The following is a 17,223-nucleotide window of genomic DNA, read 5'->3' as shown; positions in this document are numbered from 1 at the left end:
GGCTTGGCTGAGGTTGCGGCTGGGGCCTTCGCGAGCGATGAACACCCTCTGCGGCACGACGATTGCGTCACCCTGAAGCCGACAGGGGGAAGCATGGAAACGACGATTGCAAGGGTATTTCGGTCTCTTGAGGAAACCGAGCAGGCGCGAGAAGCGCTTGCAAAGGCCGGCGTCGACGCGGACGCGGTAGATATTGCGTTTCAAGCGGACGAAGCGGGCCCCGTGCGCGGCAATTTTCTGGCGGGCGACAGCGTCACATCGCTCGGTACGGAAGAAGAGTACGACAGACGCTTCAGACATCAGGGCGAGGTGTCGCGCTACATTTTGACTGCGCGCGTCGATGAAGCTCGCGCACATGACGTCGAGGCCGCGCTTCAGCAGGCCGGTGGCCGCACCATCGACGCAGCCACGCCGACGCCGCCAGGCCCCGGCACGCAGGGCTAGATCGGACGCGCGACGTCTCGCGGCGGCCGAACTTATCAGAATCGATACGTCACGCCGACCTTGACGATCGGATAAAACCGCAGCTTGTCCGCCTTGTCCTGCAATTCGCGCTTCTCGGCTTCGATATTCGCCTCGCCGGCTTCGGCAACGATATCGGCCGGCACGTCGAGGTCCACGTGCGGACGGCCGTAGGCGACGCCTGCATCGAAGAAAGCGGAGAAGCCCTTCTGCGCCACCGGCGTATGACCGAAGCCGATGCCGACATACGGCCGCACGGTCGGAAAGCGCGCTCTGGCGTGAATGCTTTCGCCGAGCGTCGAATACGGCGTGCCGTTGATCGTGTAGGTGCCGCTCGGGCTGGTGGCCGTAGCATCGACGTTATCGTTGCCGATCAGCGCGCCCGCCGTGAACCGGAAGCTCACGGTGTCCGGCGCGGGGAAGAAGTCGAGGTAAAGCCCGCCGTGATAGATATGCGCGGTGCCGTCGTAGTGCAGATCGCCCGAATTGAAGCTGCGCGAGAACTGCACGCCGTTGAATTCGGCGCGCACGTTGTCGCGGCTGCCGAGCGGCTGTGAAAAACCAATGCCTGCGCCTTCGGTGCCGATCTGGCCATAGATTTCGCGTGCGTGAACGAGCGGGGCGGAGAGCGCGACGGCGCCTGCCGCGACAGCGAGCAACAACTTCATGATTGCGAGGGCTTCCTTGTTGGGGAGAACGCGTCGCGCTGAATGGGCGACGCGCCGATGTCTTCTGATAGTTGTGTTTACGGAGCCGCTCGAACAATCTTGAGTTCGCGTGGTCGGCGTTTGCCTCGGGTGTATCCGGCGATTCGTTTCCGCCGAAGCTGGCCCGCAAGGGCGTTCGATTGCCCGACACAGCGCCAGCCTACGAGGCGCCGCGTCTCCTGCACGCAGTCAAATGCGCGCCCGGCGATGCGTCGCCGTCATTTGTCCGATCGCGTTGAAAAGCGTCTCCGGATCGACGGGCTTCGCCAGATGCAGGTCGAACCCCGCCTGCATTGCCCGGGCCTTGTCTTCGGGCCTGCCGAACGCCGTCACGGCGATGGCCGGGAACGTCCAGCCTGCCTCGCGCAACGACCGCATCAAAACATAGCCGTCTTCGCGAGGCATGCCGATGTCGGACAGCACGACATCGAACGCCTGCGCCGCTATGCAACGGCGCGCTTCGGCAGCCGACTCCGCATCGCGCACGCTCGCGCCCGCCGATTCGAGCACGGCGCGCATCGCCTCGCGCGCGTCGGCTTCGTCTTCGACCAGCAGGATCGAGAGGCCCGCGAGCGCCTCGTCGGAAGACGACGCAACGTCCGCCGCGCCGGATGCGCCTTGCAGCGACCACTGTGCTGACGCCAGCGGAAGCTGAACCGTGAACGTGCTGCCGCGTCCTTCGCCGTCGCTATGCGCCGTGATCGAGCCGCCGTGCAACGTGACGATGCTGCGCGCAATCGCGAGCCCGATGCCGAGTCCGCCGAAGGTGCGCGTCGTCGCCTGCGACGCTTGCGCGAACGGCTCGAACACCCGGTCGATGAACGAAGCCGGAATGCCCGCGCCGTTGTCCGCGATCTGCACTTCAATGCGGTTGCTTCGGCTCGTCGCAAGCACGCAGATGCGCCCGTTCTGTCCGTTGTACTTGAGCGCGTTGCTGAGAAGGTTCGAGAAGACCTGACGCAGCCGCATCTGATCGCCTTCGATGATGAGCGCATCGGGCAGATCGGCCGTCACCGTGACGCGCTTCGCGCCGGCTGCCAGTTCGATGTCGCCGATCTCGGACTTGAGCAGCGGCACGAGATCGAACGGCTCGGCTTTGATGAGCATCTTGCCCGCCGCGATGCGGCTTAAGTCCAGCAAATCGTCGACGAGCCGCGACTGCAACTGCACGTTGCGCGCGATCGCTTCGATGCCGCGTGCCATCAGGCCGGGATTCGCCTTCTCCTGCTTGAGCAGAAAGAGCCACGATTGCATGGCGTTGAGCGGCGTGCGCAGTTCGTGCGACACGGTCGCGAGGAACGTGTCCTTCAGCTGGTTCGTGTGTTGCGCTTCGAGGCGCAAAAGGCGCTCGTTCGTAAGCAGCCGGTCGCGCTCGAACTCCAGCGTCTTGTGGCGCGAGACGTCGATGGTAATGCCGTCGAACCGCAGCGGCTCGCCTTGCTCGTCCACGTGCGTGCCGCCCTTGGCGCGAATCCAGCGGAGCTCGCCGGATGCGGAAACGGCGCGGAATTCGACGTCGTACGGAACGCCGTGCGTAACGGACTGCTCGACGGCCACGCGCGTCTTGGCGCGGTCGTCGGGGTGAATCCTCTCGTAGAAGAGATCCATGCTCACGCCCGCGTTCGGCGGCAGCCAGAAGTGCTCCTTGCACTTGATATTCCACACGATGCGGCCGAGCGGCAGCGGGCAATGGAACGTGCCGATATCGGCGGCTTCGATCGCCAGATGCAGACGGTGCCGTTCGTCGCGCAGGCTTTGCGCGGTGCGCAGCGTTTCCTCGACGTCGGTGATCATGCCGACCCATTCGAATATCTCGCCCTGGTCGTCGTGAGTGCCGGCCGCGCGAACCTGGCAGCGCCGGTAAGTCGACGATGCGGCGTGCCACACGCGTACATCCGCGCGATACGGCATGTCGGATTGAAGCGACTGGTCGAGGGCCGCCTGAGCCGTCGCACGGTCGTCCGGATGGATCATCTCAGCCCAGCCATAACCGCGGTGCTCTTCCCACGGCTGTCCCGTGTAGCGCTCCCAGGAGGGCTGCGGCGTGTTGAACCGGCCCCTTGCATCGCAGACATACGCGACCGCGCTCGCCACGGTCACCAGCGCGCGATAGCGCGACTCGAGGCGCATGCGATCCAGCTCGACATTGCCGGGGTTCCCGACGTCGATGGTCGCGCCGACCCAGCGGACGATTGCGCCGTCGCTGTGGCGCATGGGACTCGCAAGCGAGCGCATCCAGCGATAGGTGCCGTCCTTCTGCCGGAAGCGATGGTCGATCTGGTAGTCCGTGCCGCTTGCGACGGCTGCGGCCCATCGCGCCAGCGTGTTGTCCCGGTCGTTCGGATGCAGCAGGGCTTCCCAGGCGCGCCCGAGCAAGTGCTGGTCCGCGTCGGTGTGCTGGAATGCGACGCTCGACAGGTAATCGAGCGAGCCGTCGGGCCGCGCGGTCCAGACGATGATCGGCATTACTTCGGCGAGCAGCGGATACTCGTCCGCTGTTCCGTCCTCGTGCGCTGAATGCGTGATGTCAACCGGCCGGGGGCCGGGCTCCGAGAGCGTGAGTCCCGCCTCCGGCTGCACGATGACGAGCAGGGCAGGCGAGGAAGACGAGGAAGGCGAGGCATCGCCGCTCGCGAACGGGCGGAACTCGAACCGCCACGCCCGCATGCCGCCGGCGCCGGACTCGTCCGCTAACTGTTCGGTCGTGCTTGCAATGCGACGCTCGTCGAGGGCCTGCGTTGCCGCGGACGTGAGCCGGGCACAAGAAACATCGCGAGAGGCTAAAGGCAGCCTGGCGCGAACGACGGATAGCAACGGCTCGGCGTGAAGACCGGAGGGGCCCCATCCGAACTGCTCCTTGAACCGCGTATTGGCATGGACGACGCAGAGGTCTGCCCCGAGAACTGCACACGACGCGGGGTTCGCGTCCAGCAGTGCAACCGTCAATGCGTCTTCATTAGCGTGCATGCGTTAACTAGAACTCAAGAATGCGACGATGGTCCGGATACGACTGATTCGAACGATCGTCAGCGGGTTCTCGCATCGCACTCACGATGCAGCCAGAAGGCTTATTTTAGACGAAAGCGACACATTGCGATGACGCTTCAGACGACGCTGCAGAAAGCGATTCAACACGCAGCCGCTCGACGCCAGCAGAAAATGCCTTCAGCGCCGGAGCGCATCCCCCGATAAAAAGACGCGCGAACGGGGTAAAGAATCTGCCGCGCGCGCCGATAAATACGACGAGGCAAACCCGGAGCGATCCGGCGACGCAAAGCTAAAGGGACTCACGCGTGACCACGAGTGAGTTTGCCAGTTGCCCGCCACGAACGGCGGGCCAATCGACGGCGGCAGCAATGCCCGTGTCAGGAGGCGAAATGCAATTCAATCGGGCGTTCTTGAAGTTGGGGGCTGCACTCGCTGCGGCCATGTTGAGCAGCGCGGCGTCTGCGGCAGGCACTACGGACGGGGCGAGCACGTCTCTCAGCCTCGTCGTGCCGTCGTATTTCTACCCGACCAAGAGCGCGGCGGACTGGAACAGTCTCGCGGCGTCTGCGAGCAGGGTATCGACCACCGCTATTTTGAATCCCAATAGCGGACCCGGCACGAGCGCCGATGCCAATTACGCCGCCGCTATCGCCAAGCTGCACGCGGCGGGCGGGAAGGTCATAGGCTATGTCTCGACGTCTTACGCGGGACGCCCGTTGTCCGCGGTCGTGGCCGACATCAATATGTACGTGAGTCTCTATAACGTCGATGGATTTTTCATCGACGAGATGACTGCGGACTGTCAGACCTCGCATGTGCAGTTTTATCAGTCTGTCTATAACTACATCAAGGGACTGAAGGCGACGTATTCGGTCATGGGCAATCCGGGCACCACTATCCCCGAGGTCTACGCGAGCTTGCCGACGGCCGACCAGTTCGTCGTCTTCGAGGGCAACGCAAAGAATTACGCGAAATTCCAACCTGCGAGCTGGCAAGCGGCTTATCCGAAGAGCCGGTTCGTGCACATCGTCTATAACGCAAGCGCGGCGCAAATGCCGGGCGTGTTGGCGTATGCGAGAACGCATGGCGCAGGCGGCGTGTATGTGACGTCGCTGACGCTGCCGAATCCTTATAAGGGCCTTCCCGCTTGCTGGAACGATGAAGTGACCAATGCCGCGGCGCAGTGAAAGAGGCGCGGCGTTTCTGCAATAGGGACGCGGCAGTCGGATGCGTGACGCCCGACGCGCCGTCGACATAGATCGAGCTATCGCCGTCGATCCCCACTTCAATTTCGCTTGTTCGCACCAACGTCACCGTGCGAACCAGCCTCTCTCTCTTCCGCGATTCAACACGCCTTCTTCGCCTTCGACCCGAACATGCAGTCGTGGCGGCTCTCTCATTGACACCCCGTCATGCTCGCGAAGCGCCTCGCTCAGATCGGCACACGCCTTAAGATAGTAAGACTACGCGATCCCGCAAGAATCACCAAAGCTCTTCTCTCCTGCGATTCGCCCGCTAAACCCCCGCAAAACAAGCCGCTGCGCTGCATCAACTAGTAAACCCTAGCTTGCCCGCGCCTCGCCATTCTCAGTATATTTTGATTGTAATACTACGCAGCAAGGGAACATCACTAGCATCCAGTCGAGAGCTATCCGTGGCACGCGCCGCTGCCCATATCGGTGTTGAGGAGACAACAACTATGGAAGAAGCACAGGAAGTCGCATCGCGTAGAAAGTTCCTGGCGGGTCTTGCCGCCACGGCCGGCGGCGTTGCGCTGTCGTCGGTATCGAAGCTCGGCTTCGCACAGCAGAAAGTGTTCGTGCCGTTCAGCAACAAGAGTCTCGACTACTACTTCTTCGTCACGCAGCAGGAAGCGGTGAAGCGCGCGGTCGAAGCGAAGGGCTGGCAGTTTCAGGCCGTGAACGCGAACTTCAGCAACACGTCGCAACTGGAGCAGTGGAACAGCCTGATGCTCAAGAACCCGTCCGCGATCATCGCGGACCCGATCGACAGTCAGGCCATCGTCAGCGTCATCAAGAAGTACAACTTCAAGAAGATCCCGGTCGGCATCATCGACACCCCGGCGCTCGGCGGCGATGTCGCGATCACCGTCGACTTCGACAACAAGGCGGGCGGCGTCATGGCCGCCGAGACCATCGTGGCGGCGCTCAAGAAGAAGAACGGTTCCGCGAAGGGCACGGTGCTGAACTGCTATGGCGCGTTGCAGTCGGTCGCGTGGCGTCTGCGCAAGGAAGGCTTCGAAGAAGCGATGAAGAAGTATCCGGAGGTGAAAGTCATCAGCCGTCCGACGGAAGGCCTGCTCAAGAACATGTTGTCGGTCACGCTTTCCACGCTGTCCGAGTATCCCGATCTCGACGCCGTGCACGCGCCCAGCGATTCGCCGGCGCGCGGCATCGTCACGGCCTTGCAGCAAAAGGGCAAGTGGAAGAAGGTGGGCGAACAGGGGCACGTGATCTTCGTGAATATCGACGGCGAACCGGCCGCGCTGCAATGGATCGGCGATGGCTACATGGACGCCGTCGTCTCGCAGGACCCGATCGCCTATGCGCAGATCACCGTCGAAATGCTGGACAAGTATTCGCTCAAGGGCCAGCCGGTGCCGCACGGCGACTACCAGAACAGTCAGTACTTCTGGGAAAAGGCGGTCGTGACGAAGTCCGAGACGGGACCGAGTCTCGTGATCCAGCCGTTCGTCGTCGATGCAAGCTCGGTCAAGGACAAGCGGCAGTGGGGCAACATCGCCTATAACGAGTGGGGCATCCGCTATTCCTGATCCGCGCCAGTCCAGAGGAGTTGAACGGCGCGCATTCAGCGCGCCGAATTCGGACCGGAGACTTTCTGAATGTCGGATATACCCAGCAACGATTACATCCTGCGGACCCACGACGTCGTCAAGCGTTACAAGGCCGTGCTCGCGCTCGACCGCGTGTCGATCAACATCCGGCGCGGCACGATCCACGGTCTGCTCGGCGAAAACGGCGCGGGCAAGTCCACGCTCGTGCGGCTGATCAGCGGACAAACCGCGCCGAGCGAAGGGCGCATCGTCCTGGACGGCGAAGACGTACAGGGCTCGGACGTTCAGGAGATGGAAGCGCGCGGCGTCTTCCTGGTGACGCAGGAACCGATGATCGTCGATTCCATGTCGGTTGCCGACAACCTGATGCTCGGCCGCTGGCCTCTGAAGCGCGGCATCACGGGCCGCGTGGATCAGCGCGCGTTGATGCAAAGCGTCGAAGCCGCGCTCGAAGGCACGGATTTCGATCCGCGCATGCCCGCGCGTCTGCTGTCCGCTGTCGCCAAACGCAAGCTCAACATCCTGCGTGCGTTGCACAGCGGCGGCAAGCTGCTGATTCTCGACGAACCGACCACCGCGCTCACGCTCGCCGACCGCGAGCACCTGTTCGACTTCATGCGCAGCCTGAAGGCGCGCGGCGTGAGCTTCGTCTTCATCTCGCACTACAACGAAGAGATTCTCGATATCTGCGACGGCGTGTCCGTCCTGCGCAACGGCAGGCTCGCGGGCGAGCACGACGATCTCTCGAAGATCGACTCGGACGGTCTGTCCGAGCTCGTCATCGGGCGCGACGTGCCGTTGTTCTATCGCGAACGGCGGGATACGGCGGCGGCCGGCCGTGAAGGCTGGCGTGTCGAGGGTCTCGCGGCGCCGGGCGTGCAGGTGGACGCGTTTTCCATCGCGCCGGGCGAGATCGTCGGGTTCGCCGGACTGCCGGGGTCGGGCGCGAAGGAATTCGCGCTCGCGCTCTTCGGCTCGAATCGCGCGACGCGCGGCCAAATCACGCACGACGGCAACACGAGCGCGCCCGCCGCTCATCCGGGCGAAGCGTTCCAGCGAGGCATCGCGTATCTGTCGGACGACCGTCATCGCGACGGGCTCGTCGGTCTGCAAAGCATCGCGCACAACATCACGCTGTCGAGCCTCAGGAACGTATCGAAGGCCGGCGTCATCGATGCGAACGCGGAACGCGGTGTCGTCGCGCGTTACTTCGAGCACTTTCGCGTGAAAGCGCCGACCGCCGAAGTGCTGCTCGGCACGCTTTCCGGAGGCAATCAGCAGAAAGTCTGCCTCGGCCGCGTGCTCGCCACGTCGCCGAAGCTCCTGATCCTCGACGAACCCACGCGCGGCATCGACGTGGGCGTGAAGGAGGAAGTGCATCGCATCATCGATACGCTGACGCGCGAGGGATTGAGCGTGATCGTCATTACGAGCGATCTCGATGAAATGGTGCGTCTGGTCGATCGCGTGTCGGTGTTCGTCGGCGGGCGCATCGAGCGCGAATACACCGGCGCGGACATCGCGAAGGACGCCATCTTGCAGGCTGCCTTCAATGTGGAGCCGGCGTCGAACGACAGCGTGCGCGCCGAGCCGCTGGTGAATCAATCATGAGGAGACAGTCCATGCAAACACGAAGCGACCTTTCTTCGTCGCCTGCGCCGGCGTCGCTCGCCGGTCAGGGCGGCGCGGCGCCGGCCACGGCAAGCGGCAAGCGCGGCAAGGGCGGCGTGCAGTGGGTGTTCCAGAACGTCGTCTGGCTGTGGCTCGCGGCGCTCGTCGTCGTGTTCGGCGTGCTCAATCCGTTCTTCTTCACGCTGTCGAATCTGCAGAACGTGCTGGTGCAGGCGACGGTGCTCGGCCTGCTCGCGCTCGCCGTGTCGATGCCGCTGATGGTGGCGGAGATCGACCTGTCGATTGCGAGCAACATGGGATTTTCCGCCGCCATCGGCGCGATTCTCTCGACGCGGCTCGGCCTCACGCCCGCCGTCGGCGTGCCGTTGGGCATCGCGGTGGCGACCGCGATCGGCTTCTTCAACGGCCTGTGCGTGACGCGCCTGAAGATGGTGTCGCTCATCCAGACGCTTGCCGTGATGATCGTGCTGCAAGGCTCGCTGCTCGCGGTGACGCAGGGCAACACCATCTCGGACATGTCCACCGGTTATATCTGGATCGGCCAGTACACGGTGAACAACTGGCCCGTCATGCCGATCGTCTTTCTCGTCGTGCTCATCGGCATGGGCTTCATGTTGCGCAAGACGGTGCTCGGCCGCTATCTCTACGCGACCGGCGGCAACGCGCTCGCCGCCAATTCGGCGGGCATCCGCGTGAATCGCGTGAAGGTCATCGCGTTCACGCTGTCGGGCTTTCTCGCGGGCGTCGCGGGCTATCTGCTCGCCGCATGGCAAATGGCGATCACGTCGGATCAGGGCGAAGGCTTCCTGCTCTATGCCATCGCCGCGCCGATCATCGGCGGCGTGAGCGTGTTCGGCGGACGCGGCGGCGCGCTCGGCATTCTCGGCGGCGTGCTGCTGCTGACGGTGATCCACGTCGGCCTCGCGATTACCGAAGTGCCTTCGTTCTATGTGCAGATGATCGGCGGCATTCTCATCTTCATCGCGGTCGCGGTGGATGCCATCCGCGTCAACTTCGTGTCGCAATAACCTTGATCCGGACCATGACAGAACCTCGTCAGTGCGAGATGTATATCGATGGGCGCTTCGGCAGTGAAGGCGTTCGCGAATGGATCGATGTCGTGAATCCGGCGACGGAGCAGACCGTCGCCCGCGCGCCCGATGCCGATCAGGCGACCATCGATGCCGCCGTCGATGCCGCATCGCGCGCTTTCCGAAGCTGGCGACGCGTGAATCCATTCGAACGCTCGCGCCTGTTGCATGCAATAGCCGATTGCATCGCGGAAGACGAACGCGCCATTGCTCTCGCGATCACGACGGAAATGGGCAAGCCGCTCGCCGAAGCGCAGGGCGAGGCGCGCAAGCTCGCGAAGGCGTTCCACTACTACGCGGAAGAGGCCGTGCGCATCTACGGCGAGACGATCCCGAACGAAGACGACGGTTTCGTCAGTATCGTGGAGAAGGAGCCGGTCGGCGTGGTGGCGGCCATTGCGCCGTGGAACTATCCGGTGGAACTGATCGGCTGGAAGCTCGCGGCATCGCTCGCGGCGGGCTGCACGATCGTCGTGAAGCCGTCGGAGTTCACGCCGTCGAGCGCGGAAGCGGTGTTTCGCTGCGTGCATCGCGCGGGATTGCCGGCGGGCGTCGCCAATCTCGTGATGGGCGCGAAAGAAGCCGGCAAGCGGCTCGTCGGACATCCGCGCATCGACAAGGTGGCGTTCACGGGTTCCGGCAGCGCGGGCGAGGACATCTACAAGACGGTGCGCGGCATCACGGGCTTGTCGCTCGAACTGGGTGGAAGCTGCCCGCTCATCGTGACCGCCCATGCGGACCTCGATCTCGCGGTCGCGGGCGCGCTGCGGCGCGGCTTCCGCAACGCGGGGCAGATCTGCATTTCGATTAATCGCGCTTACGTGCAGGAAGCGGTCTATGACGCCTTCCTCGAACGCCTCGTCGATGGCGCGGGCAAGCTCGTCGTCGCGGACGGCATCGCGAACGAGAAAGCCGATGTGGGACCGATGGCCACGCGCGCCGGTGTCGAGAAGGTGCGCCGTCATCTCGACGATGCACGCGAGCGCGGCGGCCGCATTCTGTGCGGCGGCGGCCGGCCGGATGCGATGGCATCGAACGAACGGGGCCTCTTCTATGCACCGACGGTCATTGCCGACGGCACGCCCGACATGCTCGTGATGCACGAGGAAACGTTCGGCCCGGTGATCGGCGTGGCGCGCTACACGACGCTCGACGACGCCATCGAGGCGGCCAACGGCACGCCCGCGGGCCTCGCGGCGTACGCGTACACGGAGCATTTGCGGGAGACGTTCGCGCTGTCGCGCGAGCTGGACTTCGGCAACGTCGCCATCAATAACGTCGACGCGGGGATCATGAACGCGCCGTACGGCGGCCGCAAGCAGAGCGGCACGGGCTACGAACACGGGCGCGAAGGCATGGAAGGCTATCTGCACCTGAAGCACGTGCGGCTGCGTCACCGCGCATAAGAGACGCACGACCACGCATACGCAAACGGAGCGGCCATGGAACGGTATCTTCTCGGCATCGACGTCGGCACGTCCGCATGCAAGGTCATTGCAGTGGACGGCGCGGGCAATGTCGCGGCGAAGGCGCTCGCGGCGTATCCGCTCGTTTCGCCCCGTCCCGGCTGGGCCGAGCAGGACCCGGAGCACTGGTGGAGCGCGACGCAGACCGCGCTCGCGCAAGTGCTCGACGCGCTGCCGGATCGTCGCGCGGTGGCGGGCATCGGGCTATCCGGACAGATGCACGGCCTGACCGCGCTCGACGAAGCCGACAACGTGCTGCGTCCCGCGATCCTCTGGTGCGACCAGCGGGCCGCGCCGTATTGCGACGAGATCACCGCGCGCGCAGGCGGGCTCGATGGTCTGCTCGCGCGGGTGCAGAACCGCATGTTGCCGGGCTTTACGGCGGGCAAGCTCCTGTGGATGCGCGAGCATGAGCCGGAGCTGTTCGCGCGCATGCGGCGGATGCTGAATCCGAAGGACTACCTTCGCCTGCGTCTGACCGGCGAGCACATCACCGATGTGTCCGACGCGTCGGGCACCGGCCTCTTCGACGTGCGCCAGCGCCAGTGGTCCGGCGCGCTGATGTCCGCGCTCGACTTACCCGCATCGCTGTTGCCGCAGGTCGTCGAATCGACCGAACGCGCGGGAACGTTGCGGGGCGAACTGGCGCAGGCGTGGGGCTTGCCGGGCGATGTACCCGTGTTCGGCGGCGGCGGCGATTCGGTCATCCAGACGACGTCGATGGGCGCGATCGATGCCGGCCCGCTCGGCGTGACCATCGGCACGGCGGGCATCGTCGCGGGCGGCTTGCGTACGTGTCCCGAAGCTACCGGGCAATTGCAGATTTCCTGCGGCAATGCGCCGGGCCGCTGGCACGTGATGGGCGTGACGCTCTCGGCGGGCGGCGCGTTCGAATGGCTGCGCGGCGCGCTGCGGCGCATGACGCCGGATCTGTCCTTCGAAGGCATGACGCAACTGGCGAAAGCCGCCGCGCCCGGCTGCGACGGACTGCTCTTTTTGCCGTATCTGCTCGGGGAACGCTGCCCGCATGTCGCGGCAGACGGGCGTGCCGCATGGATCGGCCTCACGTCGACGCACGATGCGGCTCACATGATCCGCAGCGTCATGGAAGGCGTGCTGCTGAACATCCGGGCGATCGCATCGCTGGGCGCGAGCGCCGGCCTCACGTGCGACGAGGTTCGTGTCTCGGGCGGCGCGACCGGCGAGCCGCTGTGGCTGCAAATGCTCGCGGACGTGCTGCAACGCGAGGTGACCACGGTCACGGGCGCATCCGAGGGCGGCGCGTACGGCGCGGTGCTCGCGGCGGGCGTGGGCGCGGGCTGGTGGACATCGCTCGACGAAGCGGTCGGCACGCTGCGCGTGACGAGTCGCGTGAGCCCGGACGCATCGCTCGAGGCGCTCTACGACGCACGTTTCGACACTTTCCGCACGCTGTACGACGCGCTGCGTCCGGTCTATCAACACATCGCCATGGAGAACCCGAGCCGATGACCGTCAACGAAATCATCCTTGAGGCCGAACGAACGGTCGACGCAGTCGTATTCGATCTCGATGGCACGCTCGTCGATACCGCGCCGGACATCGCAAGCGCCGTGAATCGCCTGCTCGCGACGCACGGCATCGCGCCGCAGACGGTCGGCTTCGTGGAGAAGTTTATCGGCGAAGGCTCGCACGGGCTGATCGACAAGTTGTACAAGGGGCTCGGTCTCGAACTCGATCAGGCACGCGTCAGCGCCGACGTCGAGACCTATCTGTCCATCTACAAGCAGCATCCGGTCGAAAAGGCGACGCTCTACGCCGACGCGCTCGATGCGATTCCCGCGCTGCATGCGGCCGGCGTGAAGCTCGGCGTGTGCACGAACAAGGCGCAGCAACTGGCGCAGGCGGTGCTCGCGCACTTCGGCATCGACCGGTATTTCAGCGCGGTCGTCGGAGGCGATATGCTTGCGCAAAGAAAGCCGCATCCCCGGCATTTGCTGATGACGCTCGAACAGATGGACGCCGCGCCCGAGCACACGCTCTATATCGGCGACACGCGCATCGACGCGCAGTGCGCACGCGACGCGCAGGTTCGCTGTCTGATCGTCAACTGGGGCACCGGGCCGGATGTTCCCGTGCCCGATGACAGGCGGCTCGATTCCTTCGCCGAGTTAGTGACGAGGTGCGCCGCGCTCAATGCGTCGCGCCTGCCGGGAGCCTGATGAGAAACGACCTGCTGCGCCGTATCGCGCTTGAACACCCATCGTTGACGGGCGCGACCTTGCGCATCGCCGATGTATTGCTGGGCGCGCCAGAAGCCGCGCTCAAGATGAGCATGGCCGAGTTGTCGGAAGCGGCGCAAACGAGCGACCCGACCGTGGTGCGCTTTTTCCGCCGCTTCGACTGCGCGGACTATCAGGACTTCAAGGTCCGGCTCGGCCAGGGCCTGATACCGCAGGCGCCGTTCGACTACGAAGCCATCACGAACGCGGATACGCCCGCAAGCGTGTGCAGCAAGATCGTGAACAACTCGCTGCATGCCATTCAACGCTTCGCGCGTGACGTGGATTCCGCGGCCGTCGAGCGCGCGGCGCAATATCTGATCGATGCGAAGGGCATCTTCCTATTCGGCCTCGGCATCTCGGAGACCATCGCCTTCGATGCCGAGCACAAGTTCTTCCGCCTCGGGCTGCATTGCCGCGTCGTGCTCGAAAGCCAGCGCCAACTGCTGCTCGCGCCGACCTTGCGCAACGACGAAGTGGCGGTCTTCTTCTCGCATTCGGGCTCGACCAAGTCGCTCGTGATGGCGGCCGCGATGGCGAAGGGCAAGGGCGCGGTGACCATCGCGGTGTGCGCGCCGGGCTCGCGGCTCGCGCAGACCTGCGACCTGACCGTCGCCGTGCCCGCATACGAGAACACCGAGTTGTACACGCCGCTCACGGCGCGCATCAATCATCTGCTCGTGGTGAACATGCTGGTCGCCATGCTGGGCCTGCGGCAAGGGCGCGAGCTGCCCGACAACCTCGCCGCGCTCGACCCGTGGTTCACCGACAAGTTCATGGATTAGCCCTTGTTTCAAGGGTGTTTCGATAACAACGGAGACGCAATTGGGTACGCATATCGAACCGGGCTATGCCCGACTGGAGCCGCAATCGAAGCAGGACGAGGCGAAGCTCGTCTCGGGCATCAAGGCGGTCGACCACTATCTCGCGCCGGGCATGAAAGTGGGGCTCGGCTCGGGCACGACATCGCACTGGTTCGTGCGTGCGCTTGCGCCGCGCGTGAAGGACGGGCTCGATATCGTCGGCGTGCCGACATCGAATGCGACGCGCGAACTGGCGATCGAACTCGGCGTGCCATTGACCGACCTCGGGCAGATCGACCGGCTCGACGTGACCATCGACGGCGCGGACGAAATCGATCATCAGGGCAGCATGATCAAGGGCGGTGGCGCGTGCCTGCTGTGGGAGAAGATCGTCGCGGCGGCGTCGCGCAAGATGGTCGCGGTGGTCGACGACAAGAAGGTCTTCGATACGCTCGGGCGTTTTCCGCTGCCGATCGAAGTGATTCAGTTCGGCTGGCAAAGCACGGAGCGTCTGCTGCGCGAGCTGTTCGTATCGGCCGGATTCGATGCGGGCATCAGGATCGAGCGGCGCACGAAGAACGGCGCGCTCGTGGTGACGGACAGCGGCAACTGGATTCTCGACTGCCATCTCGAAGCCATTTCCGATCCGCTCGCGCTCGCGCCGCGCTTCAACGCCATTCCCGGCGTGGTCGAGCACGGTCTCTTCACCGGCATCGCGAGCGAGATGATCGTGGGTCATGCGGACGGCACGGCGGATATCGTCGTATTCGACGGAGCGCGCCAATGAGCGAGATCGCGAAGGAAGACACTGGCGCGACCCTCGACGTCTTTCGTCTGGACGGCGAAGTCTGCGTCGTCACCGGCGCGGCGCAGGGCATCGGTCTCGCGATAGCGAAGGCGCTGCGCAATGCGGGCGCGACGGTCGTCATCGCCGACCGCGAAGCGACGCTCGGGCAGCGCGCCGCCGACGCAATCGGTGGCAGCTTCGTCACGCTGGACGTGACGGATTCATCGTCGGTCGATGCGGGCTTCGATGCGATCGTCGCCAGGCACGGCAGACTCGACGTGCTGGTCAACAACGCGGGCGTCGTCAGGAACGCGGCCGCGCTCGAAACCGACGACGCCGCGTGGCGCGCCGTGCTCGCCGTGAACCTCGACGGCGTGTTCTATTGCTGCCGCAGCGCCGCGCGTCACATGTCGCGGCAAAAGAGCGGGCGGATCGTCAACATCGCGAGCATGAGCGGGAGCATCGCGAACAAGCCTCAGCCGCAGGCATCGTATAACGCATCGAAAGCGGGCGTGATTCATCTCACGCGTTCGCTCGCCGCCGAATGGGCGGCGGACGGCATCCGCGTGAATTCCATATCGCCGGGTTATGTCGGAACCGAACTGACCAAGCGCGGCTTCGCAAACGAAGCATGGCGCAAAGTGTGGCTCGACTACACGCCGCTGGAACGCATGGCGACGCCGGACGAAATCGCGCCGGGCGTCGTCTTTCTCGCGTCGCGGGCGAGCGCGTTCGTGACGGGATCGGACATCGTTATGGACGGCGGCTACACGGTCTGGTGATGCGGCCACTGACAAGATGAACGGAGACGATGAAGCTATGAGCGCACTCGATGCAATCCACGCATTGCGCGACGCCCTCGGCGCGGATGTGGTGGCCTTGCCGGAAGAATTCGGCGACAAGCGCGTGGTGGACTGGAGCGGCTTGCCCGGCGCGGTGCCGCTCGCGCTCGTGCGTCCGCGCGATACGGACGAAGTCGCGCAGGCGCTCGCCATCTGCACGCGCTACCGTCAGCCGGTGGTGACGCAAGGCGGCCTGACGGGACTCGTCGGCGGCGCGAACCTGCGTGGCGGCGAGATCGCGCTGAGTCTGGAGCGGATGAACCGCATCGTCGAGATCGATGCAGTCTCCGCGACGATGACCGTCGAAGCCGGCGTCGCGCTGCAAACGGTGCAGGAGGCGGCGAGCGCGGCCGGCTTCTACTTCCCGCTCGATCTCGGCGCGCGCGGCAGTTGCGCGATTGGCGGCAACCTCGCGACGAATGCCGGCGGCAACCGCGTCATCAAGTACGGCATGATGCGCGATCAGGTCCTGGGGCTCGAAGCGGTGCTCGCGAGCGGCGAGGTCATCGGCGGGCTCAACAAGATGATCAAGAACAACAGCGGCTACGATCTTCGCCATTTGTTGATCGGCAGCGAAGGCACGCTCGCGGTCATCACGCGCGTGGTGTTGCGTCTTCGGCCGAAGCCGACGGCCACGGCGACCGCATGGTGCGCCTTGCCCGACTTCGCTTCGGTCACGACGCTGCTCACGCGCGCCCAGGCGCAACTGGCAGCGGGCGTATCGGCCTTTGAAGTGATGTGGGCGGGCTATCACGACGCGGTGATCGCCAACCTCTCCGCGCTGCGTGCGCCGCTTGCCGAGGCGCATCCGTTCTACGTGCTGCTGGAAAGCGTTGGCACCGACCCCGCGCGGCACAACGAAGCCTTCGAGGAATTTCTCGGCGGCATGCTCGAAGCGGGCGTGGTGACGGATGCGGCTATTGCATCGTCGGAAGCGCACGCGCGCGACTTCTGGGCGATCCGCGATGCGCCCGGCGAATACCAGCGCTTCATTCCGAATCACGCGGCCTATGACGTGAGCTTTTCGATCGCGCAGGTCGGCGACGCCGCTGCGCGTTGCGAAGCGCGTCTGCGCGAGCAATGGCCCGACGCGCTCGTGATGACCTACGGCCATCTGGGCGACGGAAACATCCATATCGTCGTGGATGTGCCGGGCATGGGCAAGCACGATCACGATGACATTGACCGCGTGATCTACGACGTCACGCGCGAGTTCGACGGCTCCATCTCAGCGGAGCACGGCATCGGCACGAAGAAGCGCGATTATCTTCCGCGAAGCCGCCGCGAAAGCGATATCGCGGCGATGCGCGCGATCAAGTCGGCGCTCGATCCGCTCGGCATTCTGAACCCCGGCAAGGTGGTGTGACCG

14 protein-coding genes, 1 pseudogene and 1 riboswitch are annotated in these 17,223 nt (G+C 64.6%); of the genes and pseudogenes, 12 read left to right on the top strand and 3 right to left on the bottom strand.

Annotated features, from left to right (window positions below):
• The first annotated feature begins 3 nt into the window (after window positions 1-3).
• On the top strand, window positions 4-444 hold the full coding sequence (locus LDZ26_RS23805) for a hypothetical protein (RefSeq protein WP_244851758.1): 441 nt from the start codon (window positions 4-6) through the stop codon (window positions 442-444).
• Window positions 445-479: 35 nt separating this feature from the next.
• Here the strand turns inward: LDZ26_RS23805 and LDZ26_RS23800 are convergent, their stop codons facing one another.
• The 3 genes and pseudogenes from LDZ26_RS23800 to LDZ26_RS25715 form a co-directional block, all read right to left on the bottom strand.
• Window positions 480-1,130 carry a hypothetical protein gene (locus LDZ26_RS23800; protein ID WP_244851756.1) on the bottom strand — a complete coding sequence of 217 codons (651 nt, stop codon included), beginning with the start codon at window positions 1,128-1,130 and terminating at the stop codon, window positions 480-482.
• A 228-nt stretch (window positions 1,131-1,358) separates the two neighbouring features.
• Window positions 1,359-3,836, bottom strand: a complete 2,478-nt coding sequence (locus LDZ26_RS23795; RefSeq protein ID WP_244851755.1) for a PAS domain-containing protein — start codon at window positions 3,834-3,836, stop codon at window positions 1,359-1,361.
• 204 nt (window positions 3,837-4,040) lie between these two features.
• Window positions 4,041-4,136, bottom strand: a pseudogene (locus LDZ26_RS25715) (hypothetical protein); the annotation flags it as partial.
• 269 nt (window positions 4,137-4,405) lie between these two features.
• Window positions 4,406-4,493, top strand: a riboswitch (cyclic di-GMP riboswitch).
• A gap of 53 nt (window positions 4,494-4,546) precedes the next feature.
• Between LDZ26_RS25715 and LDZ26_RS23790 the strand changes: the two are divergent.
• The 11 genes from LDZ26_RS23790 to LDZ26_RS23740 all read left to right on the top strand — a co-directional run bounded on the left by LDZ26_RS23790 (window position 4,547) and on the right by LDZ26_RS23740 (window position 17,220).
• Window positions 4,547-5,344, top strand: a complete 798-nt coding sequence (locus LDZ26_RS23790) for a spherulation-specific family 4 protein (RefSeq protein ID WP_370650778.1) — start codon at window positions 4,547-4,549, stop codon at window positions 5,342-5,344.
• Window positions 5,345-5,856: 512 nt separating this feature from the next.
• Window positions 5,857-6,951, top strand: a complete 1,095-nt coding sequence (locus tag LDZ26_RS23785) for a sugar ABC transporter substrate-binding protein (protein WP_244851753.1) — start codon at window positions 5,857-5,859, stop codon at window positions 6,949-6,951.
• A 69-nt stretch (window positions 6,952-7,020) separates the two neighbouring features.
• Entirely contained in the window at window positions 7,021-8,583 is a 1,563-nt protein-coding gene (locus LDZ26_RS23780; protein WP_244851752.1) for a sugar ABC transporter ATP-binding protein, read from the top strand.
• An 11-nt stretch (window positions 8,584-8,594) separates the two neighbouring features.
• On the top strand, window positions 8,595-9,632 hold the full coding sequence (locus LDZ26_RS23775) for an ABC transporter permease (protein ID WP_244851751.1): 1,038 nt from the start codon (window positions 8,595-8,597) through the stop codon (window positions 9,630-9,632).
• 14 nt (window positions 9,633-9,646) lie between these two features.
• Window positions 9,647-11,101, top strand: a complete 1,455-nt coding sequence (locus LDZ26_RS23770; protein ID WP_244851750.1) for an aldehyde dehydrogenase — start codon at window positions 9,647-9,649, stop codon at window positions 11,099-11,101.
• 36 nt (window positions 11,102-11,137) lie between these two features.
• Entirely contained in the window at window positions 11,138-12,652 is a 1,515-nt protein-coding gene (gene xylB / locus LDZ26_RS23765) for a xylulokinase (RefSeq protein ID WP_244851748.1), read from the top strand.
• A complete protein-coding gene (locus LDZ26_RS23760) occupies window positions 12,649-13,362 on the top strand; it encodes an HAD-IA family hydrolase (RefSeq protein ID WP_244851747.1) in 714 nt (237 codons plus the stop codon). The genes xylB and LDZ26_RS23760 overlap by 4 nt, the downstream gene beginning before the upstream one ends.
• On the top strand, window positions 13,362-14,207 hold the full coding sequence (locus tag LDZ26_RS23755) for a MurR/RpiR family transcriptional regulator (RefSeq protein WP_244851745.1): 846 nt from the start codon (window positions 13,362-13,364) through the stop codon (window positions 14,205-14,207). Before LDZ26_RS23760 ends, LDZ26_RS23755 begins: the two co-directional genes overlap by 1 nt.
• A 40-nt stretch (window positions 14,208-14,247) precedes the next feature.
• The gene (gene rpiA, locus LDZ26_RS23750) at window positions 14,248-15,012 is read left to right on the top strand and encodes a ribose-5-phosphate isomerase RpiA (protein WP_244851744.1); all 765 of its coding nucleotides are present in this window, start codon (window positions 14,248-14,250) and stop codon (window positions 15,010-15,012) included.
• The gene (locus tag LDZ26_RS23745) at window positions 15,009-15,794 is read left to right on the top strand and encodes an SDR family NAD(P)-dependent oxidoreductase (RefSeq protein ID WP_244851743.1); all 786 of its coding nucleotides are present in this window, start codon (window positions 15,009-15,011) and stop codon (window positions 15,792-15,794) included. The genes rpiA and LDZ26_RS23745 overlap by 4 nt, the downstream gene beginning before the upstream one ends.
• A 37-nt stretch (window positions 15,795-15,831) precedes the next feature.
• Entirely contained in the window at window positions 15,832-17,220 is a 1,389-nt protein-coding gene (locus LDZ26_RS23740) for an FAD-binding oxidoreductase (RefSeq protein ID WP_244851742.1), read from the top strand.
• Window positions 17,221-17,223: the final 3 nt, after the last annotated feature.

This window comes from Caballeronia sp. SL2Y3 (genome assembly GCF_022879575.1).
Lineage (GTDB): Bacteria > Pseudomonadota > Gammaproteobacteria > Burkholderiales > Burkholderiaceae > Caballeronia.
This window is presented reverse-complemented; position numbering and strand designations above follow the sequence as displayed.